This window comes from Pedobacter sp. Bi126, from assembly GCF_918698245.1.
Taxonomy (GTDB): Bacteria; Bacteroidota; Bacteroidia; order Sphingobacteriales; family Sphingobacteriaceae; genus Pedobacter.
The window spans coordinates 92578-116698 of record NZ_CAKKMS010000003.1 but is presented as its reverse complement, the minus strand read 5'-3'; the positions used below and the strand labels follow the sequence as shown (position 1 = coordinate 116698).

The window sequence follows — 24121 nt, the reverse complement described above, 5'->3', positions numbered from 1 at the left end:
GACGGTGATGGGTTTTTTACACTTCCTGCAAATCCCCAATTGCTTTTTGTAAGAAATTAGGTAAAATAACACTTTGCGTGAGCACAATCCTTGCCGGATCGTCTAAACTATTTAACATATCCAGGTATTTTTGTTCCCCGTGCATATCAACAATTGCTTTTTTCTTTTCTTCCTGAAGCAAGTACATTTTCATGCCTACCGGATCAGCTTCTGGATGGAATTGTGTACCAATGATTTCATCGGAAAAGCGGATCGACATCATACAGCGTTCTAAATCGACATGTTTACGTTCTTTTTCGATGGCCAATAATTTTGAGCCTTTTTTCTCGAAAGCAGCAAAATCTGGCTCTATCACTTGCCAATCTCTGCTGTCGACCGAAAAGAAAGGGTTGGTAATACCATTAAAAATTTCGTCTTTTTCTCCATCTTCAGTCAAGGTAATCGGGAAAATGCCAAAAGCATTCGACCGTCTTTCGGTTACGTTGCCCAATTCATATTTTCTACAAGCCAATTGGAAAGAATGGCAGATTAAAAAAGCATACTTTTTTCGTTCGTCGTTTTTATGGTTAAAAGCTTCTATCTGATCTAAGAGATTAAAGAAATCATTTTCCCATTGTTCGCCCTTACTTTCAATCGGGCTCCCTGGGCCACCACTAGAAATATAAGCATCATAACCGATGCCTGGTATTTCTCCTTTTTGCCTTAAATCAAATATATCAAAGGTTAAATCGATATTGTTATCGTTTTTAAAACGGGATAAAATTTCCTGAATTCCCCGCATACCCTGATTAGGTGCACCGTTATTCATGTCAATAACGGCCACCTTTAAGCTACTTTTATCCATTATAAAATTACTTTGCGCCTATAAGTGTTTGAGTAGTAATGTAATCTACCACCGCCTCAAAGTTACCAGTTTGTTGGTAAACTGCCAACTGCCGGTCTGCGCCTGTACCGTGCTCCAATATTTTATGCACATAATTAATGTCGTCACGGCAGCCTAAATCATCCACCACATCGTCTACAAAATCCAATAATTCTAAAATAAGGTTGCGGCAGTTTACTTCCATTTCTTTCCCGAAATCGATTAAATTTCCATCAATTCCATAACGGGCAGCACGCCATTTATTTTCGTTAATTAGTGCTCTCGAATAGCTGATAAACTCCATGTTCTGCAAACGCAGTTTGTACAGCTTGGCGCACAAAGCCTGAAATAATGCGGTAAAAGCCATCGTTTCATCAATCAGCATCGGGCAATCGCAAATGCGGAACTCAACGGTGTCGAAAAACGGATGCACACGGATATCCCACCAAATTTTCTTCGCATTATCCATGCAATTGGTTTTGATGAGCAGTTTTACATAATTATCGTAATCCTCAATGCTATTAAAAATATCGGGAATGCCCGTACGCGGAAATTTGTCGAAAATTTTTGTGCGGAAAGATTTGTAACCCGTGTTCCGCGATTCCCAGAATGGAGAATTGGTAGATAAAGCAAAAACATGTGGCAGGAAATACCTCACCTGGTTGGCAATATGAATGGCCAGCTCACGCGATTGGAAACCTACGTGTACGTGCAGGCCAAAAATGAGGTTAGAACGTGCGGCTTCCTGTAGTTCGTTCACAATTTCATTATAGCGGGGATGTTCTGTAATTAACTGTTTTTCCCAATGCGAAAAGGGGTGGGTACCAGCAGCTCCAATCCTTAAGCCTTGCTCTCCGGCGAGTTGTGAAACGGTATAACGCAGTTGGGAAATTTCTTTACGTGCTTCTGTGGTCGTTTTACAAATGCCCGTTCCAACTTCTACCACGGCCTGGTGCATTTCTGCCTTAACCTGGTCTTTGTGGATTTTTTGTGCGGCTTCCACAATTTTTTGGTCGTGAGAAGTAAGCTCTCTGGTAACGGGATCAATTACCATGTATTCTTCTTCTATGCCCAGCGTAAACTCGTTCATCCTTGTATTGATTAAAAATTAAATCCCAATTATTTTTTTGCTGCAGCTTTTTTAGGTTTTGCAGGTGTTTTTTCTGTTGTTGCCGATTTCTTTGGTGTAGCCTTAGCCTTTTCTGCAGCGGTAACTTTCTTTGGAGCGGCCGCTTTAGCCACATTCGGGGTACCTTTGGCAATTAATGGTTTACCACCAACCGACGATTTAATGTATTCGCCCCAGGTTAAATTATCTTGCCCGTCTTTTTGCGCTTTAGCCCTTTCAATGGCATAATTTGCTGTGGTTTCTACTACCCAGTCAAAATTTTCCTGACCAACGCTTTTAATGTCAGCATCAGGAGCAGGGTTACAGAAATCGATCGCAATAGGCACTCCATCGCGCACCGCGAATTCTACTGTATTGAAATCGTATCCTAAATACTTGCATAGTTTTAGGGTGTACTCTTCTACGGTTTTAAGCAGCTTTGCATCTGGCGCTTTACCTTCAGTGGCATAACGTAAGTGATGCGGATTCCGTGGGTCGTACTGCATAATACGGACATATTTGCCGCCAATGCAATAACACCTGAAATACTCTTCAAAAATGATTTCTTCCTGCAAAAGCATTACCAGCTGTTGTGTACCGCTGTGTTTATCAAAAAAATCTTCTTTGTCATGAAGTTTATAAACATCTCTCCAACCACCACCATCATAAGGTTTCATGTAGGCCGGAAAACCAGTGTATTCAAAAATGGCATCCCAATCTAAGGGCATGGTTAAATTAGAGAAAGATTCTCCGGTGGTTCCTGTAGGGTGCTCCCTTGAAGGGATTAAGGCCGTTTTGGGTACGGGTACGCCAATCTGTTCGGCCAGCGCGTTATTAAAAAATTTCTCGTCGGCACTCCACCAAAATGGGTTGTTAATTACAGCAGTTCCGGTAATGGCAGCATTTTTTAACGATGCGCGGTAGAATGGTACATCTTGCGAAATGCGATCGATAATTACCGAATAACCTAATGGTACATTCTGAAATATTTTGTCGATTTTAACAGCTTCGGCGGTAATACCTTTTTCAGCTTTTTGGTTAATTCTTTCGATTACGGCTTCAGGAAAAGAGCGTTCCTGTCCAAATAAAATCCCTATTTTCTTCATTGGTAAATTTTAGTTTAAATGTTTAACTGGTTAATCGGTTAATTGTTTGATAATTATATCCTAAATCGACTCGGGACTTAAGACTGCCGACTTTGGACTAAACTAAAGCTGTGCAATATAATCTGGAAACATTTCTCTCCAGATAGGCCAATCGTGATCCGCATTCTGCCTGATATCAAGCCAGTGGTCGATGCCCTTTTTGTTTAAAATATCAGATAAACGCTCATTGTCAGGCCTGCACATATCGCGGTCTGTTGTGCCCAAAACAATTTTCATATAATGCAGTTCGGGGTTACTATTATTCAGCAGATAATCAACCGGATTGTTAAAATAAACATCATCATTATAAAAACCATCCAACTGGCCGGAAATATCGAAAGCCCCGCTCATACTAAACATATGGCTAACCAACCAGGGATGCCGAAAAGCGAAATTAGCAGCATGATAGCCTCCGAAACTACAGCCGGCGGTAATAATTTTGCTGTGCCCGGTTTCGTGCCTTGCCAGAGGGGCCACTTCTTCCAATAAATATTTGTCGTACCAGATGTGGTTTTTAACCCTGTCGGCAGGGTGAATACTTTTGTTGTACCAGCTTAATTTGTCGACGCCATCGGGGCAATAGATCTTAATTTTTCCTTCATTGATAAATCCCTCAACAGAATCTATCAGTTTGAAATCCTTGGTTTCAAAATATCGACCCATGCTTGTCGGGAACAGTAGGATAGGGATACCACCGTGACCAAAGATGAGCATGTCGATTTCGCCACTTAAATTCGGGCTGTACCATTTCTTATGTTCTTCTTTAACCATAATAAAAATTGAATGATTTAAGGTATAAATTAAAATCTACAAAAAGAATTGTTTAGGCAGTAAAATGAAGCAAATTAAAGACGTATTGTAAAAATTAACCCATGATAATTAATAGTTTACGGAGATTTGTACCTTTGCACCCTAATTCTGAGGCGATAGCCATGTGATAGGGGATTTTGATTATGATGTACACCACAATTTTATCGGTAAAAGTTAATACCAGCAACTTTAAAATACCCTCAGCTTATTTAAAGCATGAGGTAGAAATAGATATTTATACACCCGAAGGTATTTTAGGAAATGAAAAAATAGAACTTCTTTTGTTAAATGATGGGCAGGATGTGGCCAAAATGGATTTTAGCCGGATTTTGGAAGAAGCCCATCATGGCAAAAGAAACCACAGGTTAATTGTTGTGGCCATTAAAGCATCAGAAGACCGGTTAATGGAATATGGTGTTGCGGGTGTGCCCGATTTTAAAGGGCGTGGAGCGAAAGCCGATTTATATACTGATTTCGTGATCAAAGAGCTTTTGCCTTTTGTTAAAAAGAAAATTGCGATGCCGATAACTGGTAAAGTAGGTTTTGCGGGATTTTCTTTGGGCGGTTTGTCTGCTTTTGATATTGCCTGGAATAATCCTGCTGCTTTTGATGCCATTGGTGTTTTTTCAGGAGCATTTTGGTGGAGAAAAAAAGATCTGGCAGAAGGATATACTGATGCAGATCGCATTATGCATGCAAAGCTGGAAAGTACCTCTACCAGGCCTGATATGAAATTCTGGTTAATGACAGGAACGGAAGATGAAAAGGCTGATCGGAATAAAAATATGATCATCGATTCTATAGATGATACGATTGATGTTGTTAAAATACTCTTGAATAAAGGTTATAAACGACCTGAAAATGTTTTTTACTACGAAAAAGTTGGTGGCAAACACGATGTTCCAACCTGGGAAAGTGTAATGCCTGCCTTTTTGGATTGGGCATTTGAGGTTTAATCGCTTATATCTTACTCAAAAGCACATTCATTTTTAAGCTTAATTTCTTTGCACCAATTTCGTTAAGATGATCGGCATCGTAAAAATCCTGCGCATGGAATGAGCTATCCTGTAAAAGGTTAAAATACTTGATTGTGCTATGCGAAGTATTCAATTTCTTGATGGTCGAAAGTGTAGTATTCAACTGTTTTTTGCTTAAATGTGATACATAAGATTTATAGGCCGGACTGGTAAACAATATAACCTTAATATGTTTGTGCTCTGCAAAGGCAATAATTTTATCCAATAAATGCAGGTTAGTTGGGTATTGCAGATTATCTTTCGCAGTATGCCGTGCGGCGGCAGTTGTACCACTTTTCACTAAATCTTTGTGGTTAATAGCCTTGTAGTTTGATCCCCAGCCCAGGTTGCTACAACTAATATCATTTTCGCCTCTAACATAATGGTTTAAAAGCCGGCTTAAATTGATGTCGAGTTTATTGCTTAACATTTCAGTACTATTGAAAATTTTATGATCGGTATTGATATCGTAATAAATGCGATAATTTTTTGCCCGCCATGCTTCAGGGCTGTTCTCAAGGCGGCCATAAAACGAAAAGTAATCAACAGGAATAACGATATATTTTAAATGGGTCCATTGGTTATTATATTTTTTTAAAATCTCCAGATCATAGTCGAAAGATTGTGAAATGTAACTCGCATTAAAACTCGATTTAATATACTTTGGGTTAATACCATAATATACATGTGAGCTGCCCAGAAATAAAATGTTTACTTCTTTAGCGTGATGATCGAGATAGCTTTTTTTATACCCATAATCGTTTGGGATCCTTCTGATCAGAACTTCAAAAAGAACAGCCAAAAGCATAATTGGCAATATAAAAACGGCGATATATTTAGTGAATTTTTTCATAGTTAAAATTGAAAGTAAATGAATTGCTGTTCCGCCCCTGCAAAAAAGAATATCACCAGAACAAGGCCATAATAAATACCCCATCTTATTGGTTTTGGCCACGATAAGGCAAATTTGGCAATGGCATATTGCTCCATCCTGCCATTCCATTCGATTAAAATAAACAAGGCGAGCAATAGAAATAGTTTAACCGGCACTATTTGAGGAATACTGAAAAATGATTCGGAACCAATGGTTGATATCATATTAAAAGCATGCTGAACAGAATTTGCCCTAAAGAATATCCAGGCGAAAACGGTTAAACCAAAAGTTAATATAATCGCGGCGAATTCTTTTAGGCTTGGAAAAGTTCTTCCTTGCGCAACGGTATCTAAATTCGAACGGTTGGTATTGAAAACAATGGAGGGCATGATGTACAGCGCATTTAATAAGCCCCAGATGATGAAGGTCCAGTTGGCGCCATGCCAAAAACCGCTCACAAGGAAGATGATAAACGTGTTCCTCACTTTTGCCCAGGTTCCGCCTTTGCTTCCGCCTAAGGGGATGTAAAGATAATCTCTGAACCAGGTGGATAGCGAGATATGCCATCTACGCCAGAATTCGGCAATATCCCTGGAGAAATAGGGGTAGGAAAAGTTTCTTAACAACTCTATCCCAAATAAACGTGCTGTACCTAAAGCGATATCTGAATAGCCAGAAAAATCGCCATAAATCTGAAAAGCAAAAAGGATAGCGCCGAGCAATAATGTACTTCCTGAGTATTCACCAGAATGGTTAAAAATCATATTGGCATAATTGGCACATTGATCGGCAATGACGATTTTTTTAAACAAGCCCCATAAAATTTGTCGTAAGCCATCAATCGCCCTGCTGTAATCAAAAGATCTTTCTTTTTTGATCTGAGGAAGCAAGTGTGTTGCCCGTTCTATTGGCCCGGCAACCAGTAGTGGAAAAAAACTCACAAATAAAGAATAATCGATAAAGTTCTTTTCTGCCGGTATACGGTTCTTATAAATATCGATTACGTACGACAGGCCGTGAAAGGTGTAAAATGATATACCAACAGGTAAAATGACTTTTAATGTCCATGGGTTTACCTGAAGCCCAAAATTTGCAATAGCATCAGCGAAAGAATCGGCGAAGAAATTATAGTATTTAAATACGCCTAAAAAACCGAGATTAATGGAAATACTCAGCCAGAACCAAAATTTTTTAGTCCTGTTATTTTTGCTTCCCATCATTTTTAACCCAGTGAAATAATCCAATAATGTGGAAAAAATGAGTAGGAACATAAACCGCCAATCCCAACAGGCATAAAAGAAATAGCTGGCAACCAGCAATAATATATTTTGAGCTCTTAAACGTTCTTTCCCCAGAACCCAATACAGGATAAAAATTATGGGCAGAAAAGCAGCAAAGCTAAAAGAGTTGAACAGCATAGCGTTAAGTTTAATACTTCGTTTAAGAATAAAATTAACGCTTTGTGCTGTCCGATTAATGCGACGGATAAATTTGTACGCAGAATTGCTTAAAGGTGTAAAATACCTGTATAGTTATTTCACGGTATTTTTATCACTGGTATTTTAAAAAAATACCGGTGTCGAAAATGGTCCACAAACAGCTTTTTTGTCCGCAAGCTTTTAGTGCTGCATTTGCCCAGGTATTGCAGGTTTTAAAAATGCTGTAACTTCCCTTTGCTTCATAAAAGGCATCACCAATATCATAATGGATGTTCGATTTAACGTTGATCAAATGTCCCGTTTCGTCTTTTTTGAAACTATTTAAAATATACTCGATCAGTTGTCGATATTGCGCTTTGCTGATGATAATTTTCTTGCAGCTCGCATCTTTCCGTATGTTTTTGTAATAGGTGGTGTGCATAGCAGATGTACTCAGTCCGGAGATTGCCCGTAAGCCGTTACTTAGTTTAAGGTCAGAAAATTCTGGCGTTTCGAGGTAGAATTTTTTATCGCCCCAGCCCATAGCCAGGTATTGATAAGTGCTATCGGCTTCAAGCGTATTTTGGTAACGGATTTCTTTTGCCCAGTTCATTTCTGCATTAACAGCAGGAACCACAATGTCAGTATGCACGCCGTTCGTCATGATGTAGATGGCAATTTCTTTAGCGTTTGAAGGATTGGCGTTTATGGTAATGCGTGAGCAACAAAATGCGGTTATAAAATAAAGCCCAATCAATGCGATAAAAGCAATGCTGCACCTGCCTGCATATCTTAAAAGTCTTTTGTTCATTTCGACGGGGTTATTTATTCTTAATACAGCATTTTAGTTTTTGGTAACCCGTTAAGCTCCAGATATCGATTTTATTGATGGTGCTATCGAAAAACACGATTTTTTGTGGCTATAACTTATCTCTACCTTCACTATATGATAAAGGGACTGTTTGAAACACATATTTATGTTGAAGATCTAGCAAGATCTATCAATTTTTACAGTAATACTTTGGGCTTAACACAGTGCCACTACGAAGAAGAACGCAAAATTGCCTTTTTCTGGATCGGCAAGCCAAAAGAAGCCATGCTTGGCATCTGGGAAAAGCCAAAAAATGAGATTGATATCAGACATTTTGCCTTTCGTTGCGATGTTGAAGATGTACTGAATAAATCGGTTAACTTTCTCAAATCTAAAAACCTAAAGCCCTATAATTTTCTAAACAATGGAAATCACGAACCAATGGTTTTCGCCTGGATGCCCGCTTTGGCTATTTACTTTAATGATCCTGACGGGCATGCACTGGAGTTTATTGCCATTTTGGAAGGAGAGGCTAAACCAGAACTGGGTGTGATTTCTTATGAAGATTGGTTAAGCATATAAATTTTATCCTGCTAGTTTTGTTAGGGCTTCAGCTGCCGAACCTAAAAAGTTAATGTGTTTGCCTTTATTGCTTTCATAAATAAAATCTTTAATGCTTTTGCTTTGATATGGGCTAAAATCGCCAATAATGGCCAGGTTTACCCGGTAATTTGAAAACTTTTGGAGAATTTCTCCTGCTATTCCGTTTTTCAGGTCGAAGAAAGCAGGTGTAATGTTCTGTTCGTGTATAATAATTTTATCAAAACCCTGGTAGTATAAGTTTCCCAATAAGTCTAGCCCGTCTTCTGCGTTATTAATAATTATTTCTTTCGAAAGAATTTCGGCAATATTGGTATTGTTTATGGTGTGCGATTCAATTTTCATCTGTTGATTTTAATAGGCAGGTAAAGGTAATGATATTCATTTCCTTGCTGCTAATATAAAAATTATGCTTTTAATAGGAGGATCTGGTTTAAGCCTGTTCTATAACTGAATCGAAAACTAAATTTAGTTTTAAACTTGTTCAGGATTTTCTAACAATACAACGGAAGATAATAAAGGTGAAAAATATGGCACTCGCTGTTCTGTTTAAAATGAGATAATTACAACATTATCATCATATTAAATAGTGAGAGATATAGTAGAAAATCCATTTCAAAACACTATCTTTGCGCCAAATTTGAGGCGCATTTTATGCAAAAGATTAGAAATATAGCTATTATAGCACACGTTGACCACGGCAAAACTACTTTGGTTGATAAGATTTTACATTCTTGTTCTATTTTTCGTGACAACGAACAAACAGGAGATTTGATATTGGATAACAACGATTTAGAGCGCGAGCGTGGTATCACGATTGTATCTAAAAACGTATCGGTTCAGTACAAAGACGTAAAAATTAACATTATTGACACTCCTGGTCACGCGGATTTCGGCGGTGAGGTAGAGCGTGTTCTGAAAATGGCAGATGGTGTACTTTTACTTTGCGATGCTTTTGAAGGTGCAATGCCTCAAACGCGTTTCGTAACGCAAAAAGCTCTAGCCCTTGGTTTAAAACCGATTGTGGTAGTAAACAAAGTGGATAAAGAAAACTGTCGCCCGGAAGAGGTTTATGAGCAGATTTTCGAATTGTTCTTTAACCTTGAAGCAACTGAAGATCAATTGGATTTCCCAGTAATTTACGGTTCATCTAAACAAGGATGGATGAGTACAGACTGGAAAGTACCAACTACCGATATTTTCGCTTTGTTAGATGCAGTTGTGGCAAACATTCCACCTGCACCAATTAACGAGGGTACTTTACAGATGCAGATCACTTCGTTAGATTATTCATCTTTCGTTGGTCGTATCGCAATTGGTCGTGTACACCGTGGTACAATTAAAGAAAACCAACCGGTTACTTTAATCAAACGCGATGGTAAAATCGTAAAATCAAGAGTAAAAGAACTTTATACTTTCGAGGGTTTAGGTAAAATCCGTACTACAGAGGTAAGTTCAGGTGATATTTGTGCAGTTGTAGGTATTGATGGTTTTGATATTGGTGATACAATCGCTGATTTTGAAGCACCAGAACAATTACCTGTTATCAGCATTGATGAGCCAACAATGAACATGTTGTTTACCATTAACAACTCTCCATTTTTTGGTAAAGAAGGTAAATTAGTAACTTCTCAACGTATTAAAGAACGTTTAATCAAAGAGACTGAGAAAAACTTAGCTTTAAAAGTTGTTGAAACAGCTTCCCCTGATGCATGGTTGGTTTATGGTCGTGGTATTCTCCATTTATCTGTATTAATCGAAACGATGCGTCGCGAAGGTTATGAGATTCAGGTAGGTCAGCCTCAGGTTATCGTTAAAGAAATTGATGGTAAAAAACATGAACCGATTGAAACTTTAATCGTTGATGTTCCCGGTGAAGTTTCTGGTAAAGTAATCGAATTGGTAACTCAACGTAAAGGCGAGTTATTAATTATGGAGCCAAAAGGCGATTTACAACACTTAGAATTCGAAATCCCGGCACGTGGTATCATTGGTTTACGTAACAACGTTTTAACTGCTACAGCAGGAGAGGCGATTATGGCTCACCGTTTCAAAGCTTACGAACCTTGGAAAGGTACAATTCCTGGCCGTTTGAACGGTGTGTTGGTTTCAATGGAAAAAGGGCAAACTACTGCTTATTCAATCGATAAGTTACAAGATAGAGGTCGTTTCTTCATCGATCCGGGAACTGATGTTTACGAAGGTCAGATTATGGGTGAGCACATCCGTGATAACGATTTAGTAGTAAACGTAGTAAAAGGTAAAGCATTAACCAACATGCGTGCTTCTGGTACTGATGATAATACCCGTATTGCACCTGCAATTAAATTCTCTTTGGAAGAAGCTATGGAATATATCCAGGCTGATGAGTATATCGAGGTTACACCGCAAAGCATGCGTTTACGTAAAATCTTCTTAACAGAACAAGAACGTAAAGTTAAAGGAAAGCAATTCGCTTAAACCCCTCCCAAAGGGATGCCTTTGGCATAAATCCCCTAAAGGGGACTTAAAATATAGATTACTAAAGCCTCGATGTAAATCGGGGCTTTTTTGCGTTTTACCAATTTGTATTAATAATAGCGCATAACAAATTGCCGTCTGTTGAGTCATCTAAGAACATCTGAGCTGAGCGCATAATTTATGTTTTATTATTCTAAGTTGAACTAAAGTGGCTTAGGTGGTCGAAAATGATATGGAAAGCAATTGCGAGGTTTTTTTTATTGTTAGTCCTTCTTTTCGCTAAATCCCCGATGAAGAATCGGGGGGATACCGCTATAATAAGGTTTAGAACCGTTGGGGCTGTGCTCATAGGTTGGATTAGTAATGCGTCTAATTTGCCAGAGTTGTGATTTTAGTGACAAATGCAGAGTAAATTAGGTAAGCCGTTGCTGGTCAGTTAAATTGTTAATCAGATGCGCTGTTTTTTGTCAGCATTTTTTCATAAAACCTTTTGGAATAAAAAACTAACAATTGCATGGCAATTAATTTTGCGTTCAGCTTTAATTTTGTGTTTTGCAAGCAAACTAATCATCCCATATCATGATTAATAAAGGGTTATCCAAAATGGGTATATTTTTATTAAATATGCTCTCGCTGTTACCGCTATTTATTTTATACAGATTGGCGGATGCTTTTTATGTGTTAATATTTTATGTTTTTGGTTACCGCCGTAAAGTGGTTAAAGAAAATCTGGTTAATGCATTCCCCGAGAAAAATATTGCTGAAATCAATGCCATAGAAAAACGTTTTTATAAATTTTTCTCCTCACTTTTTATTGAAGTGATTAAAATGAAAAGCATTTCTGAAAAGGAATTAAATAAAAGGGTAAAATTTAAAAATACCGATCTGGTAGAAGCCTATCTTAAAAATAACGAAAGTGTGCTTTTCTGTTCATCACATTATGGCAATTATGAATGGGTGTGCATGGCTATTGGCTTAAACTTTTCTGGCAAACATTACCCAATTTATAAACCGTTGAGCAGCGAAGCTTTTGATAATTGGTTTTTGACCATGAGAAGCAAATTTGGCAACCATATGGTGTCTATGCGTCAAACTTTAAGGGCTATTCAATCGAGTAAAAATGAACCAACCATGTTTACTTTTGGCAGCGATCAGGCGCCTTCAAAAGATGAATCGAATTACTGGACAACTTTTTTAAATCAGGAATCTTCCATCCAGTTAGGGGTTGAGAAAATAGCCAGAAAAACAAACCGCCCGGTGTTTTACCTCAAAATAAATTACTTAAAAAGAGGGTATTACGAAGTAGATTGTGTGCCGATCTGTTTAAACCCAGCAGAAACTGCTGAATTCGAAATCACCGAAATGCATACGCACTTTTTAGAGGATATGATCACAGAAGCACCAGCTTACTGGTTATGGAGCCACCGCAGATGGAAATATAAACCTGAGCAAAAGATTTCAGAAATCATCAAAAAAGATCAGAATATAATGGATGCAATGGCTTAGCTAGTCCAATTGTCTAAATATGAAATCTAACATTTTCGTGGCATAATTTTTTAAGGTGCTTTTTAAATTAGCACTTTAAAATTTCTGGTATGATTAAAAAGGGGATTTCCCATTTGGGAGTATTTTTTTTAGGCGTATTATCTCTGCTCCCATTATCTGTTTTATACATTTTGGCCGATGGAGCTTATTTACTACTGTATTTTGTTTTTGGCTACCGACGTAAAGTTGTTCGGGAAAATTTATTAAATGCGCTTCCTGATAAAACGTTACAAGAGATTTTGGTTATCGAAAAACGCTTTTACCGGTACCTCGCTTCGCTGGTCTTCGAGATCATTAAAATGAGCAGTATCTCAAAAAAAGAAATCGAAAGGCGTTTCATATTTAAAAACAAAGCGCAGGTTCAGGAATATTTAGACCGGGGAGAAAGTGTGTTGATCTGTGCAGCACACTATGGTAACTGGGAGTGGGGAACTTTGGGTATAGGGCTTAACTTTTCTGCAGATCATTATCCAATTTACAAACCCTTAACAAATTCCACATTTGATCATTGGTTTAAAAAAGTACGTAGTAAATTTGGCAATAAATTAATTGCCATGCGACAAACCATGAGGGCTTTGCAGGCGAGTAAGGGTAAACCGAGTATATTTAGTTTCGGAAATGACCAGGCACCCTCAAAAGACGAGTCGCATTATTGGACAAGTTTTATGCATCAGCCCAGCTCTGTTCAGTTAGGGATAGAAAAAATTGCAAAACGTACTAATCAACCTATCTTTTATTTCAGAATTAATGTGCTTAAACGTGGTTTTTATACAGTAGATTGTGTGCCCCTTTGTTTAAATCCGGCTGGGACCGCTGAGTTCGAAATTACTGAAATGCACACCCGCTTTTTGGAAGAAATTATCAGAGCAAAGCCCGAGTATTGGTTGTGGAGCCATAAAAGGTGGAAATACAAACCTAAACATCAACTTCTTTTTACCACAAATGAATTGCTAAAGCAGGCATAATTTCCTAAATATTTTATATTTGTTGGTATAACGCCTACCCATGAAAACTTTCAAAAAACTATTACTGTTCCTGATCTATGCATTTTTTTTATCGCTGTTCGCACTGTTTCTCTGGAAGCCTTATCTGTTAAATGTATTAAAATATAGAACGCCTGGTGCTGAAACGTATAAAATTTTCCCTCAGGAAATTTCACATAAAAGTGATTCTTCCTTTCATTTTATCAGGTCGGCCAGGCAACGCAACGATTTAGATACCCTTCATGTCCTGGATGGAAATAATCAATCTGTTCCATTGAAAGAATATTTAAAAAATGGGCAGATCAATGTTTTTATCGTAATAAGAAATGATAGTGTTTTATACGAAAAATATGATAAAGGTTATCGTGATAGCACCTTAACTACCATTTTTTCTGGTGCCAAAAGCATGATTTCTATTATGATCGGGCAAGCATTAAATGATCATAGCATTAAAAGTTTAAACGATAAAGTAACCGAGTATATTCCCGAGTTAAAATCAAATCCTGCATTTAAGGATATTACATTGAAAAACCTCTTGGATATGAAGTCGGGGCTCGAATTTCAGGATGCACTAGGGGGCATTGTTAAGGCGTTTTTTTCTGATGAAGCCAAATATTATTATACGGATGATATGGAAGCCCAATTGTTGAAAGTTAAACTGGTGAATAAACCCGGCACGGTTTGGAAGTACAAAAGCATCGATCCGATTGTGTTGGGTTGGGTTTTGCAAAGGGCAACCGGTAAATCGGTAGCGCAATATTTTGAAGCGAATGTGTGGAAACAGATCGGTACGCAATATAATGCCACCTGGGGATTAGATCAGGTTAACGGTTTAACAAACACTGCAAGTCGCTTTCAGGTTACGGCTATCGATTTCGCCAAAATTGGTCGATTATATTTAAATAAAGGCAAATACAAGGGGAAACAGATCGTTCCGGAAAGCTGGGTAAATCAATCTATAAATATCGGTACCGAAAAACCTGCATCGGCAAAAGGCTGGCAAAAATCAGCCCATCACTATCTTTGGTGGGTTCCACAGGAAGGTGATAATGGCGATTATGCTGCAGAAGGCATGCTCGGCCAAAGGCTGTATATCGATCCGAAAACGAATACCATTATTGTTCAGTTTGCCGATCACGGCACAGGGAATTATCCCTATCGAAAAATCAGCAGGTATCTGAGTGGATTGCCATTCAGTTATCCGAAGGGTTAACAACCACTGAGAACACCGGGTTTTCACAGAGAAAAGCGAGTTAAGCTGACTGTTTCGTCTGCTACGGACTCAGGAATAGATAATATTCCCATGTGTTCCGTGTTTCCTTCGCAATATATTATTTCGCATTTCAACTATGCTCTGTTCCTCTGTGATATTTCTTCGTGAACTTTGTGGTAAAAAATTTATACATATTTCCATAAAATAGTACATTGCCTCTACATGGAAAATAACGATGTAAGAATTTCGAAAAAGAAGCCGATTTTTCCGGTAACACCTGCTTTGCAGAAATATTTACGTACTTACCAGCGCGAAGCGAAATTGCCTATCGGTTATAACGATTTAATGCAGTTTAACGAAGCTTTTCCTTTAATGGATAAGTTTGGTAAAGACTCACTCTGGGAAGGACCGATTTATGCACAGGATTTAATTGAAACTTTGCATGATGGCTTAAAGGAAATTTATGCCAACTTAAAGGCATCTGGAAATTTGCGAATCGTTGAACACAAGTACATCGATAAAATTGAATATTGTACCTTCGGAAATACACATCCCTTCCGCATCCGTATTGTTAATCGCTTAAATGATGTTTACGATTATTTTTACATCAAAAAAGCTGATGCTTCGCGGATTTATGGCCTGGAAATGGAAGAAATCCTTTCGCCCAATCAGGTAAATTATCTTGTTGATGGTAATACCTTAGTGGAAGAACATATTGCGGGAATTCCAGGGGATGTTTTTACAAAAGGACAATTATATACCCCTGAGTTTAATCCGACCAGGATTGCAAAAGAGTTCGTAAAGTTTAACGAACGTTGTTTGATTATGCTTTTAGGTGATATGCGAGCCTATAATTTTGTGGTACAGATTACACCCGATTTTGATGATATTCAGTTTCGTATTCGTGCAATAGATTTCGACCAACAGTTTTACGAAGGGAATTTAAAGGTTTATTTGCCCCAGTTTTTTAAAGAGAATTTGCCTTATGTGAAAATGAGTATGGAGCAGCTGACGGAGAAAACCGTACTACAATACCAACAGGAAGAACGCTCGTCTATTGTGCACAGGGTTAGGAGCGAACGCCACCGATTAACCGATCTCCGTGATGTTTCTAATAAGGAAGAATTAACCACACCTGAGAACATCGCGCTGCTAAAACAGAGTATGAGCGATTATTTTAAGGATACAAATTATTTGCGCTGTAAAACCATGACTGATATTATCGAATTGAACATTAAAAATATCATCAGGCAGGTTAAGTTATAAATTTATAAGTGCTGTCAGATGGTAACATCTGACGGCACTCGGAAAAGACAAAATAAAAACGGCTGACAAATTTGCCAACCGTTTTTGAGTGAATCTAGAAAGAGCGTCCAAAGTTTTTAGGCATGCTGCCCTTCGTGAACACCTTCGGCAAATTCCTCTACAATTTTATCGTTAAAAGCAGGTAAATCTTCTGGTGTACGGCTCGTAACCAAACCTTGGTCTACAACCACTTCCTCGTCTGACCAAAGTGCGCCTGCATTGATCAAATCCTGTGAAATATTTTTTACCGAGGTCATTTTTCTGCCTTGAACCACATCTGCATTAATTAAGGTTTGAGGCCCATGACAGATTGCCGCAACTGGTTTTCCATCGGCAAAGAACGATTTTACAAAGGCTATCGCATCTTCGTTAACACGAAGCTGATCAGGATTAATAACACCGCCTGGTAGCAGCAAACCATTATAATCTTCGGCATTTGCTTCAGAAATGGTTTTGTCTACATCAACTTCTATCGACCAATGATCATGGTTCCAAGCTTTTATTTTTCCGCTTTTTGAGGAGATAATGTGAACGGTTGCGCCCTCTTCTTTTAACCTTTTAACTGGCTCGGTTAATTCTACTTCTTCAAATCCGCTTTCTGTAAGTACAGCAATAGTGCGGTTACTTAATTGTCCCATAATCTTTAAATTTTTAATAGGTAATGTATTAAAGACAGTTCGGGAAAATTATTGTTTTTAGAAATTTGAGATTATTAAAAAATCTCAATTGTCGCTTTCGTATCGAGTCCTTGAAAATAGAACGCATCAAAAATCACTCTGCTTACAATAGTTTTGATAAAAATAGCATCTTTAAAATTATCCAAACCGTAAGTGAAAACTAGTGAATCAACGTGTTTTTCCTCTTTAAAACCGATTGATTTAAGTACAGCCTTAGCGTTTTTGTCTAGGATGTGCTGTTTTTTAAGCTTTTTGATATTGGTAACTGCTAATAAAATTTCTTTATCCGTGCGTTTAAACAGTATGGCCAATTTATTTTCTTTTTTCAAGTTGAAAATAAATCCTTTAATCTTCTGTTCTACCAAATCAAATATAGCATCATCAAACTCTTGCCCATCGTTAAAATAACCTGGTTTATAACTGTTTAGTTGGTCTAACTTACGATCAATCTGAGCAAGCATCTGGGTTCTGTACTCATCAGATTCTTCAAGCTCACTTTTTTTAACGAAAAAATCGATTTTTCTTTTTAATCGTTCTTTTTCTTGTGCATATGGATCTATTAATGATTTAATCAGTGCAATCTGGCGCTGTATCCTGTTGAGATTTTTAGAATTTATATAGATTGCTTTATAATCACTATCAATCCGATCTTCTTCAATTATAGACTCGATTAATTCCTTTTCTTGTTCGTAGATGGAGAGTAGCTCGTTAATTTCTTCATTCATAAGCTAATCGTTTGTTCTACGGTGCTTAACAAAATACAAGGCCAAATTACCTGCAATGATAATATGATTAAAGATATTCGGTACTAAACCATAATATTTGGTGAATATTTTAAACCGCTCTTTTAAGCTTTCGCGGTGTTTTTTCTTGCTCATGCCACCAACCAGGTATTTCGCTACATAACGATGAACATTAACAATATTAGAGGCCTTTTTTGCCGCTTTGATAATCCAATCAATATCTGAGCTATACTTATAGGTTAAATCGTACGGTGTAATAATGCTGCGGCGGATGTAAATAGCCTGATGGCTAATGTTCATGCCGTATTTAAAGCTGGTCCAATCAAATTCTTCGGGTGCTTCGTGCCTTCTGCGGCCTAAATTTTCCCAGTTATCGTTGTACATTTCTGTTTCCCCGTAATAAATATCTGCACCGGGGGCAGAGGCAAAAACATCTTCTACTGTTTGTTCATCATAAATCTCATCACCCGAGTTCATAAATAAAACGTAATCGCCTGTTGCTAGTGCTAAACCTTTGTTCATGGCATCATAAATGCCTTTGTCGGGTTCTGATACAATTTTTGTAATCTGATCTTTATAACGCTCAACAACCTGTAAAGTGCCATCAGTTGATGCGCCATCTATTACAATATATTCGATTTTTTTATAGGTCTGTTTAAGGATAGATTGAATGGTACGTTCGATATCGCGAACGTTATTGTATACAATGGTGATGACAGTTAGCTTTGGCAAGGAATGGCTTTTTTGGATTGGAGTAAATTTAATAAAGATTGCTTGAATTTTTCTACTCCAATTGAAAATGAATTTGCCAAACATTTTTAATTAGTCCAACACTATTGGACTAATATAATATATAGTAAATCAGGCTTTTAATATTGTCTTTGTTGGTTGGCTAATTACATTAACACTCTTTTTTTGTTCAGATTTTATTTCGGTTGCAGATCAATTAGTGTTTCGTAAAGGTGGATATGCTCGGCAGCGATTACTTCTTCCGAGAAATCTGTTAAAATACTCAATCTTGCCGCTTTTTGGATTTCTTCTTTATTTGGACGGTGGTACAACCACTCAATGCCGTTTGCTAAGTCTTCCGCATTTTGATACGCTGCGAGATAGCCATTCTGCATGTGTTTCACCATATCAGGTATGCCACCAGTAGTAAAAGCAACAACGGGTGTAGCGCACGATAAACTTTCCATCACGGTATTGGGGAGGTTATCTTCGAGAGAAGGCGTAATAAAGGCATCTGCAGCAGAATAACATTTCGCTAAATGATCATCTTTATTAATTGTGCCTAAAAAAGTTGTTTTGAAAGGAAATTCGGGCATTTCGGCATTTTCCTTGTTTCCGAAAATAACCAATTCAATGTTTTCTTTTTGTATTCCAGGCCTACGCGATAAAATTTCTAATGCTTCGATTAAATAGGGAGTTCCTTTATGTTTGTCGTTTTTTGAGGGCATAAACCCGCTCATCAGTACAAACTTATCAGGATTGATCTTTAAGATTTTTTTCGCCTCCGATTTAACATAAGGTTTGAAAATTTTTGTTTCAATCGTATTTGGGATAACCGTAGCCTTCCTCGTGCCCAACAAACTGCTAAACTTTACCGATGCAGCCATCCATTTGCTTGGTGCTACGATATGGAAGTTCAATTCGGTATAAGCTTTTTGTTTCCGCACCCAGGTTTTGTGCGAAATATCATTTTTACCACTGATTTTTAAAATGGGGCAATTACCGCACTGCTGGTGAAAATTTTCGCATCCATAACGCACATGGCATCCACCTGTAAAAGCATTGCTATCATGAAAAGTCCATACAATCGGTTTTTCAAGCTCATCAAGCTGCGCTAAAAACTTAGGGTTGAGGAAGCCATGGTTTACCCAATGTAAATGGATAATATCGGCATTTTTAACATCGGGGTGATTAATTACTGAACGGCCAAACCATTGCAAACTGAAAGGGGTTTTTACCGATTTACTCAACCATTTGGCAAAATATCTTTCAGATAGGATATTGTAAATGGCTTTGGCTTTTTGAAAAGGCGACTTGCTAAAGGTATCGATCTTCGGGTTTTGACCAAATTTATAGTAAACCAATACTTTTGAATCGATTCCACTGGCCATTAAGGCATCACTTAAACGCAAACAGGCACGCCCTGCTCCGCCATTTCCATCGTAGGTATTTAGGTGTACTACTTTCAAATCAATCAAAAATACATTTTATTGTTTACGAATATAAAATCTGTTGTGTATTTTCATCCTAATATTTTTTATTGCTTTTTAATTGTAGGATGGAGCCTTTTGATGTTTAAAATAATCATGTCTGAATTTAATGATTATTTTAAACAAGCCGGGTTTATGCATCAAAGCCAAACAAAATAAATCATGATCAAATCCCTGTTGAAATCGCTAGCGACACTAGCATTTTTGTTGTCTATCCATTCATTTGCTCAAGGTCAAACCTATTTTGCTGCATACCCTGCTTTAACGCCCGATGCGCAGACAATAGTATTCAGTTATGATGGTGATATTTGGAAAGTACCCGTAAAAGGAGGTGTGGCTTCGAGGGTTACCGCCATGCAGGGCGAAGAAATTAATCCGAAAATATCTCCTGATGGGAAATGGATGGCTTTTTCATCAAACCAGTTTGGTAATTACGACGTGTATCTTATGGCTTTAACAGGTGGTGATATTAAACAATTAACTTTTAACGATGCTGCGGATGAAGTAGACAACTGGAGCTGGGATTCGAAAACAATTTATTTCACATCTGGTCGCTATAATTCTTTTTCAAGCTATAAAGTAAGTGTAAACGGTGGCACGGCTGTCCGTTTATTCGATAATTATTTCAATACCACGCACCACATTGCCGAATCGCCAAGTGGTGAACTGTTTTTTAACGATACATGGGAGAGTTACCGATTTGCAAACCGCAAACACTACAAAGGAGCCTACAATCCAGATATCCAATCGTATAACCCAAAATCAAAAAGTTATAAACGTTATACCGATTATATGGGGAAAGATTTCTGGACCAGTGTTGATCAAAAAGGGAATGTCTTTTTTGTATCAGATGAAGGCAATGAGGAATATAATCTTTACACTTTTATCGGTGACAAGAAAACAAGTTTGACCAATTTTGATACTTCCATTAAACGTCCTTTTGTTTCGGCCAATGGAACTACGGTTGTGTTTGAGAAAGATTATCAATTGTACACCTACGATGTAACTTCGAAGAAAACCGAGAAAATCAATATCAGTACTTCACGTAACCAGGTGTTGAGTAAAGAGCAAGAGTACGATGTGCGTGGAAATATCTCAGCATTCGATGTTTCTACCGATGGCAAAAAGATGGCTTTTATTTCACGTGGTGAAGTATTTGTAAGCGATGCAGACGGAAAATTTATCCGTAAGATTACCAACAGTGGTGAACGTGCTTTAGAATGCAAATGGCTGGCTGATAACAAAACAATCCTGTTCAGCCAAACGGCAAACGGCTATCAGAACTGGTTTACCATTACCGGCGACGGAAAAGGATCGGTAAAACAGCTTACAAAGGATAAAGCAAATGTACGCGATATCACTTTAAACAAAACCAAAACCATGGCCGTATACCTGAGTGGCAGAAACGAGCTCAAGCTGATGGATCTTAAAACTTTTGAAGCCAAGACTTTAGTAACCGACGAGTTTTGGGCCTTACAAAGTGCAGCGCCAAGCTTTTCGCCAAATGATGAGTATGTGCTTTTTACGGTGTACCGGAATTTCGAGCAGGATATTATGGTGCATCACATCAAGGGTAATAAAACCATTAATTTAACCAATACAGGTGTTACCGAAACAGGGCCTGCGTGGTCGCCCGATGGCAAATATATATTCTTTACCAGTGCCCGTACCAAGCCGTCTTACCCAACGGGAATGCAGAATGCACACATTTACCGTATGGCATTGAATAACTATGACGAACCTTACCGTTCTGATAAGTTTGATGACCTGTTTAAAGAAACCAAGCCTGCACCAACTGAAGTTAAGCCTGCAATAACTGCTAATAAAAATGATAAAAAAGCAAAAACAGATACAGCTAAAAAGAAGACTGAGTTAAAACCTACGCCAAAACCAGCAAATGTAATTACCATTAATACGCAGGATATTTTAGATCGCATAGAACTGGTTGGCCCTGCATTTGGTGGCCAATTTGGAACGGATGCTTTTGCCAAAGGCGACAAAACATACGTGTTTTACTCGTCAAACCATGAGGGAGGCGCACCAGGCCTTTACCGTACTACTATTGAACCTTTTGAAGCCAATAAAACAGAAAAAGTTGCCGATGGAGGCGATTACTCGATTGTATCAACTGGTGATAAATTTTTCGTTTTATCAAGAGGAGCGATCAATAAATATACCTTGGAAGGGAACAAGCTTGACCGCGTAGACCACGGTTATAAATTTACCAGAAACCTGAATGCCGAGTTTAACCAGATGTTTTATGAAACCTGGGTAGGTTTAGATGAGAATTTTTATGACGAAAAATTTCATGGCGTAGACTGGGATAAGATGAGGACGCGTTATGCAGCTTATTTGCCGTATGTGAACAACCGTAGCGACCTGAGAATTTTATTGAACGACATGTTAGGCGAGCTGAATTCTTCGCACATGGGCTTTAACAGCTCGGGGGCAGAGGAACGCAAAAACCTTACTTACATCACTAACGAAACAGGAATCATCTTCGATAATGAAAATCCTTTAAAAGTTGAACGCATTGCCGCTAAAAGTAATGCAGCCCGCACCGGAACCAATATTTTGGCAGGAGATATTCTTACAGAAGTAAACGGCGTTAAGGTAGATGAAAAAATAGACCGCGATTATTATTTTAGTAAACCATCATTGGATAGAGAAATTACTTTGACCTTTAAGCGTAACGGAAAAGATGTTTTTGTAAACGTACATCCAGAAAGCTCGGGTACCCTGCGGGGAAATCTTTATGATGAGTGGATCGCTCAAAACCATAAAAATGTTGATAAATGGAGCAATAACAGGATTGCTTATTCTTATATGAAAAACATGGGTGGTGGCGAATTGGAAACTTTCTTATTGGATATGGTTGCACAAGAAGAAAATAAGGATGCCATTATCCTCGATCTGCGCTACAATACCGGAGGCAACGTACATGATGATGTGTTAAAATTCCTTTCTCAGCGCCCTTATTTACAATGGAAATACCGCGGCGGTAAAATGGCGCCACAAAGTAATTTTGGCCCGGCAGCGAAGCCAATCGTGTTGCTAATTAACGAACAATCTTTAAGTGATGCTGAAATGACAGCGGCAGGGTTTAAACAATTAAAATTGGGTAAGATTATCGGTACAGAAACCTACCGTTGGATCATTTTTACTTCTGCTAAAGGTTTGGTTGATGGTTCTTCTTACCGTTTACCATCGTGGGGCTGTTATACCATGGATGGCAAAAACATCGAAAAGGATGGCGTTAAACCCGATATTTTTGTGAAAAATACTTTCGAAGACCGCCTGGCAGATAAAGATCCTCAGCTCGAAAAAGCAGTGGCTGAGATTTTGAAGGACCTTAAATAGGGTTAATCGGTTAAAGTTTGAACCGGCTAATCGAGCCGTATAGTCGTCATTGCGAGGCACGAAGCAATCTTAATGCTATAGAAATGTCAACCATAGTTGTAGGATTGCTTCGTGCCTCGCAATGACGATCATTATTATAAAACCGAGAGGCTCAACCTAACATTTTATAAATAACTTCTCGATTTTTTCCGTTTCTTTGGGGTTGGAATTATTTAAAACATGGCAAATTTATTAACCGACAGGGCTTTTTGGGTAAATTATTGGGAAAGTAAAAAAGGACTAGCGGTTCAGTTACCTTCAAATTATTTATTTCATCAACAACTAGCTGATGTTATTCAGAAAGATAATGTTAAAACGGCCATCGAATTGGGCGGTTTTCCCGGTTACTATGCCGTATTCCTGAAAAAATATTTTCAACTTGATGTTACCCTTCTCGATTATTTTGTTCATCCACCGGTTGTAAATGAGCTTTTAGAAAAGAACGGATTAACCGAAAAGGATATCCATATCATTGAAACCGATCTTTTTAATTACACGCCCGAAAAGCAGTATGATCTTGTACTAAGCTGCGGTTTAATCGAACACTTTAACGATACTGCCGATATTATTAACCGTCATATCACTTTTGTAAAACCAGGAGGCACTTTGTTTATCACCTTACCAAATTTTAAAGCAGTTAACGGCTGGTTTCAAAAGAATTTCGATAAAGAAAATTATGATAAGCACAATATCGATAGCATGGATCCCGCGTTATTGAAATCTATCTGCGAGCATGCCGGACTTAAAGAAGTAAAATCTGGTTATTTTGGCCGTTTTAGTGTATGGCTTGAAAATGAAAGCCAGAAATCTGCGGGCGTTCGTCTATTTAAGAAAGTAGTTTGGCTGACCGGAAAAGTATTTACAAAGATTATTCCGTTCGAAAGCAAAAATCTATCACCTTATATTATCTTAGTAGCGAAAAAAATATAACGC

21 protein-coding genes are annotated in these 24121 nt (G+C 38.0%); 9 read left to right on the top strand and 12 right to left on the bottom strand.

The genetic code is table 11. The features are described 5' to 3' along the window. Nucleotides 1-16: 16 nt before the first annotated feature. The 4 genes from LQ201_RS10595 to LQ201_RS10580 all read right to left on the bottom strand — a co-directional run bounded on the left by LQ201_RS10595 (nucleotide 17) and on the right by LQ201_RS10580 (nucleotide 3886). Nucleotides 17-844: a type 1 glutamine amidotransferase gene (locus tag LQ201_RS10595; RefSeq protein ID WP_230142216.1), complete on the bottom strand. Its 828-nt coding sequence runs from the start codon at nucleotides 842-844 to the stop codon at nucleotides 17-19. Between the two features lie 7 nt (nucleotides 845-851). Next, entirely contained in the window at nucleotides 852-1952 is a 1101-nt protein-coding gene (locus LQ201_RS10590; protein WP_029274724.1) for a carboxylate-amine ligase, read from the bottom strand. A gap of 29 nt (nucleotides 1953-1981) precedes the next feature. Then, nucleotides 1982-3076, bottom strand: coding sequence for a RimK family alpha-L-glutamate ligase (locus LQ201_RS10585; RefSeq protein ID WP_230142214.1), 1095 nt, complete (start codon nucleotides 3074-3076; stop codon nucleotides 1982-1984). A 102-nt stretch (nucleotides 3077-3178) separates the two neighbouring features. Then, nucleotides 3179-3886: an esterase family protein gene (locus LQ201_RS10580; protein WP_230142212.1), complete on the bottom strand. Its 708-nt coding sequence runs from the start codon at nucleotides 3884-3886 to the stop codon at nucleotides 3179-3181. A gap of 182 nt (nucleotides 3887-4068) precedes the next feature. On the opposite strand from LQ201_RS10580, the gene LQ201_RS10575 reads away from it, so the two are divergent. Beyond that, a complete protein-coding gene (locus LQ201_RS10575) occupies nucleotides 4069-4881 on the top strand; it encodes an esterase family protein (protein WP_230142210.1) in 813 nt (270 codons plus the stop codon). Between the two features lie 4 nt (nucleotides 4882-4885). Here the strand turns inward: LQ201_RS10575 and LQ201_RS10570 are convergent, their stop codons facing one another. From LQ201_RS10570 to LQ201_RS10560, 3 genes are all read right to left on the bottom strand, one after another. Next, entirely contained in the window at nucleotides 4886-5794 is a 909-nt protein-coding gene (locus LQ201_RS10570) for a DUF1574 domain-containing protein (RefSeq protein ID WP_230142207.1), read from the bottom strand. A gap of 2 nt (nucleotides 5795-5796) precedes the next feature. Next, the gene (locus LQ201_RS10565) at nucleotides 5797-7233 is read right to left on the bottom strand and encodes an MBOAT family protein (protein ID WP_230142204.1); all 1437 of its coding nucleotides are present in this window, start codon (nucleotides 7231-7233) and stop codon (nucleotides 5797-5799) included. A gap of 133 nt (nucleotides 7234-7366) precedes the next feature. Beyond that, a complete protein-coding gene (locus tag LQ201_RS10560; RefSeq protein ID WP_230142201.1) occupies nucleotides 7367-8044 on the bottom strand; it encodes a TIGR02117 family protein in 678 nt (225 codons plus the stop codon). 135 nt (nucleotides 8045-8179) lie between these two features. Here LQ201_RS10560 and LQ201_RS10555 point away from each other — a divergent pair, with 135 nt between their 5' ends. Next, nucleotides 8180-8626 (top strand): VOC family protein, encoded by a 447-nt coding sequence (locus tag LQ201_RS10555; protein WP_230142199.1) that lies wholly within the window; start codon nucleotides 8180-8182, stop codon nucleotides 8624-8626. 3 nt (nucleotides 8627-8629) lie between these two features. Here the strand turns inward: LQ201_RS10555 and LQ201_RS10550 are convergent, their stop codons facing one another. After that, nucleotides 8630-8989 (bottom strand): DUF4180 domain-containing protein, encoded by a 360-nt coding sequence (locus tag LQ201_RS10550; RefSeq protein ID WP_230142198.1) that lies wholly within the window; start codon nucleotides 8987-8989, stop codon nucleotides 8630-8632. Nucleotides 8990-9298: 309 nt separating this feature from the next. On the opposite strand from LQ201_RS10550, the gene typA reads away from it, so the two are divergent. The 5 genes from typA (at nucleotide 9299) to LQ201_RS10525 (ending at nucleotide 16111) form a co-directional block, all read left to right on the top strand. After that, nucleotides 9299-11104: a translational GTPase TypA gene (gene typA / locus LQ201_RS10545; RefSeq protein WP_230142195.1), complete on the top strand. Its 1806-nt coding sequence runs from the start codon at nucleotides 9299-9301 to the stop codon at nucleotides 11102-11104. Between the two features lie 579 nt (nucleotides 11105-11683). Next, on the top strand, nucleotides 11684-12610 hold the full coding sequence (locus LQ201_RS10540) for a lysophospholipid acyltransferase family protein (RefSeq protein ID WP_230142192.1): 927 nt from the start codon (nucleotides 11684-11686) through the stop codon (nucleotides 12608-12610). 89 nt (nucleotides 12611-12699) lie between these two features. Further along, the gene (locus LQ201_RS10535) at nucleotides 12700-13614 is read left to right on the top strand and encodes a lysophospholipid acyltransferase family protein (RefSeq protein WP_230142190.1); all 915 of its coding nucleotides are present in this window, start codon (nucleotides 12700-12702) and stop codon (nucleotides 13612-13614) included. Nucleotides 13615-13654: 40 nt separating this feature from the next. Beyond that, entirely contained in the window at nucleotides 13655-14845 is a 1191-nt protein-coding gene (locus LQ201_RS10530) for a serine hydrolase (RefSeq protein ID WP_230142186.1), read from the top strand. A 222-nt stretch (nucleotides 14846-15067) separates the two neighbouring features. Then, nucleotides 15068-16111, top strand: coding sequence for a hypothetical protein (locus tag LQ201_RS10525; RefSeq protein WP_215130037.1), 1044 nt, complete (start codon nucleotides 15068-15070; stop codon nucleotides 16109-16111). Nucleotides 16112-16227: 116 nt separating this feature from the next. Here LQ201_RS10525 and LQ201_RS10520 read toward each other — a convergent pair whose 3' ends face one another. From LQ201_RS10520 to LQ201_RS10505, 4 genes are all read right to left on the bottom strand, one after another. After that, entirely contained in the window at nucleotides 16228-16788 is a 561-nt protein-coding gene (locus tag LQ201_RS10520) for a type 1 glutamine amidotransferase domain-containing protein (protein WP_230142185.1), read from the bottom strand. A 74-nt stretch (nucleotides 16789-16862) separates the two neighbouring features. Then, the gene (locus tag LQ201_RS10515) at nucleotides 16863-17552 is read right to left on the bottom strand and encodes a hypothetical protein (protein WP_230142183.1); all 690 of its coding nucleotides are present in this window, start codon (nucleotides 17550-17552) and stop codon (nucleotides 16863-16865) included. Nucleotides 17553-17555: 3 nt separating this feature from the next. Then, the gene (locus LQ201_RS10510; protein WP_230142181.1) at nucleotides 17556-18302 is read right to left on the bottom strand and encodes a glycosyltransferase family 2 protein; all 747 of its coding nucleotides are present in this window, start codon (nucleotides 18300-18302) and stop codon (nucleotides 17556-17558) included. A 194-nt stretch (nucleotides 18303-18496) separates the two neighbouring features. Further along, nucleotides 18497-19768, bottom strand: coding sequence for a glycosyltransferase family 4 protein (locus LQ201_RS10505; RefSeq protein WP_230142178.1), 1272 nt, complete (start codon nucleotides 19766-19768; stop codon nucleotides 18497-18499). Between the two features lie 183 nt (nucleotides 19769-19951). Here LQ201_RS10505 and LQ201_RS10500 point away from each other — a divergent pair, with 183 nt between their 5' ends. Together LQ201_RS10500 and LQ201_RS10495 are read left to right on the top strand one after the other, a co-directional pair. After that, nucleotides 19952-23149, top strand: coding sequence for a S41 family peptidase (locus LQ201_RS10500; protein WP_230142176.1), 3198 nt, complete (start codon nucleotides 19952-19954; stop codon nucleotides 23147-23149). A 219-nt stretch (nucleotides 23150-23368) separates the two neighbouring features. Next, entirely contained in the window at nucleotides 23369-24118 is a 750-nt protein-coding gene (locus LQ201_RS10495; protein WP_230142174.1) for a bifunctional 2-polyprenyl-6-hydroxyphenol methylase/3-demethylubiquinol 3-O-methyltransferase UbiG, read from the top strand. Nucleotides 24119-24121: the final 3 nt, after the last annotated feature.

What these genes read in the sequence shown, in the direction of transcription:
- LQ201_RS10595 (WP_230142216.1), bottom strand. Translation starts at nt 844, where the DNA reads ATGGATAAAAGTAGCTTAAAGGTGGCCGTTATTGACATGAATAACGGT.
- LQ201_RS10590 (WP_029274724.1), bottom strand. Translation starts at nt 1,952, where the DNA reads ATGAACGAGTTTACGCTGGGCATAGAAGAAGAATACATGGTAATTGAT.
- LQ201_RS10585 (WP_230142214.1), bottom strand. Translation starts at nt 3,076, where the DNA reads ATGAAGAAAATAGGGATTTTATTTGGACAGGAACGCTCTTTTCCTGAA.
- LQ201_RS10580 (WP_230142212.1), bottom strand. Translation starts at nt 3,886, where the DNA reads ATGGTTAAAGAAGAACATAAGAAATGGTACAGCCCGAATTTAAGTGGC.
- LQ201_RS10575 (WP_230142210.1), top strand. Translation starts at nt 4,069, where the DNA reads ATGATGTACACCACAATTTTATCGGTAAAAGTTAATACCAGCAACTTT.
- LQ201_RS10570 (WP_230142207.1), bottom strand. Translation starts at nt 5,794, where the DNA reads ATGAAAAAATTCACTAAATATATCGCCGTTTTTATATTGCCAATTATG.
- LQ201_RS10565 (WP_230142204.1), bottom strand. Translation starts at nt 7,233, where the DNA reads ATGCTGTTCAACTCTTTTAGCTTTGCTGCTTTTCTGCCCATAATTTTT.
- LQ201_RS10560 (WP_230142201.1), bottom strand. Translation starts at nt 8,044, where the DNA reads ATGAACAAAAGACTTTTAAGATATGCAGGCAGGTGCAGCATTGCTTTT.
- LQ201_RS10555 (WP_230142199.1), top strand. Translation starts at nt 8,180, where the DNA reads ATGATAAAGGGACTGTTTGAAACACATATTTATGTTGAAGATCTAGCA.
- LQ201_RS10550 (WP_230142198.1), bottom strand. Translation starts at nt 8,989, where the DNA reads ATGAAAATTGAATCGCACACCATAAACAATACCAATATTGCCGAAATT.
- typA (WP_230142195.1), top strand. Translation starts at nt 9,299, where the DNA reads ATGCAAAAGATTAGAAATATAGCTATTATAGCACACGTTGACCACGGC.
- LQ201_RS10540 (WP_230142192.1), top strand. Translation starts at nt 11,684, where the DNA reads ATGATTAATAAAGGGTTATCCAAAATGGGTATATTTTTATTAAATATG.
- LQ201_RS10535 (WP_230142190.1), top strand. Translation starts at nt 12,700, where the DNA reads ATGATTAAAAAGGGGATTTCCCATTTGGGAGTATTTTTTTTAGGCGTA.
- LQ201_RS10530 (WP_230142186.1), top strand. Translation starts at nt 13,655, where the DNA reads ATGAAAACTTTCAAAAAACTATTACTGTTCCTGATCTATGCATTTTTT.
- LQ201_RS10525 (WP_215130037.1), top strand. Translation starts at nt 15,068, where the DNA reads ATGGAAAATAACGATGTAAGAATTTCGAAAAAGAAGCCGATTTTTCCG.
- LQ201_RS10520 (WP_230142185.1), bottom strand. Translation starts at nt 16,788, where the DNA reads ATGGGACAATTAAGTAACCGCACTATTGCTGTACTTACAGAAAGCGGA.
- LQ201_RS10515 (WP_230142183.1), bottom strand. Translation starts at nt 17,552, where the DNA reads ATGAATGAAGAAATTAACGAGCTACTCTCCATCTACGAACAAGAAAAG.
- LQ201_RS10500 (WP_230142176.1), top strand. Translation starts at nt 19,952, where the DNA reads ATGATCAAATCCCTGTTGAAATCGCTAGCGACACTAGCATTTTTGTTG.
- LQ201_RS10495 (WP_230142174.1), top strand. Translation starts at nt 23,369, where the DNA reads ATGGCAAATTTATTAACCGACAGGGCTTTTTGGGTAAATTATTGGGAA.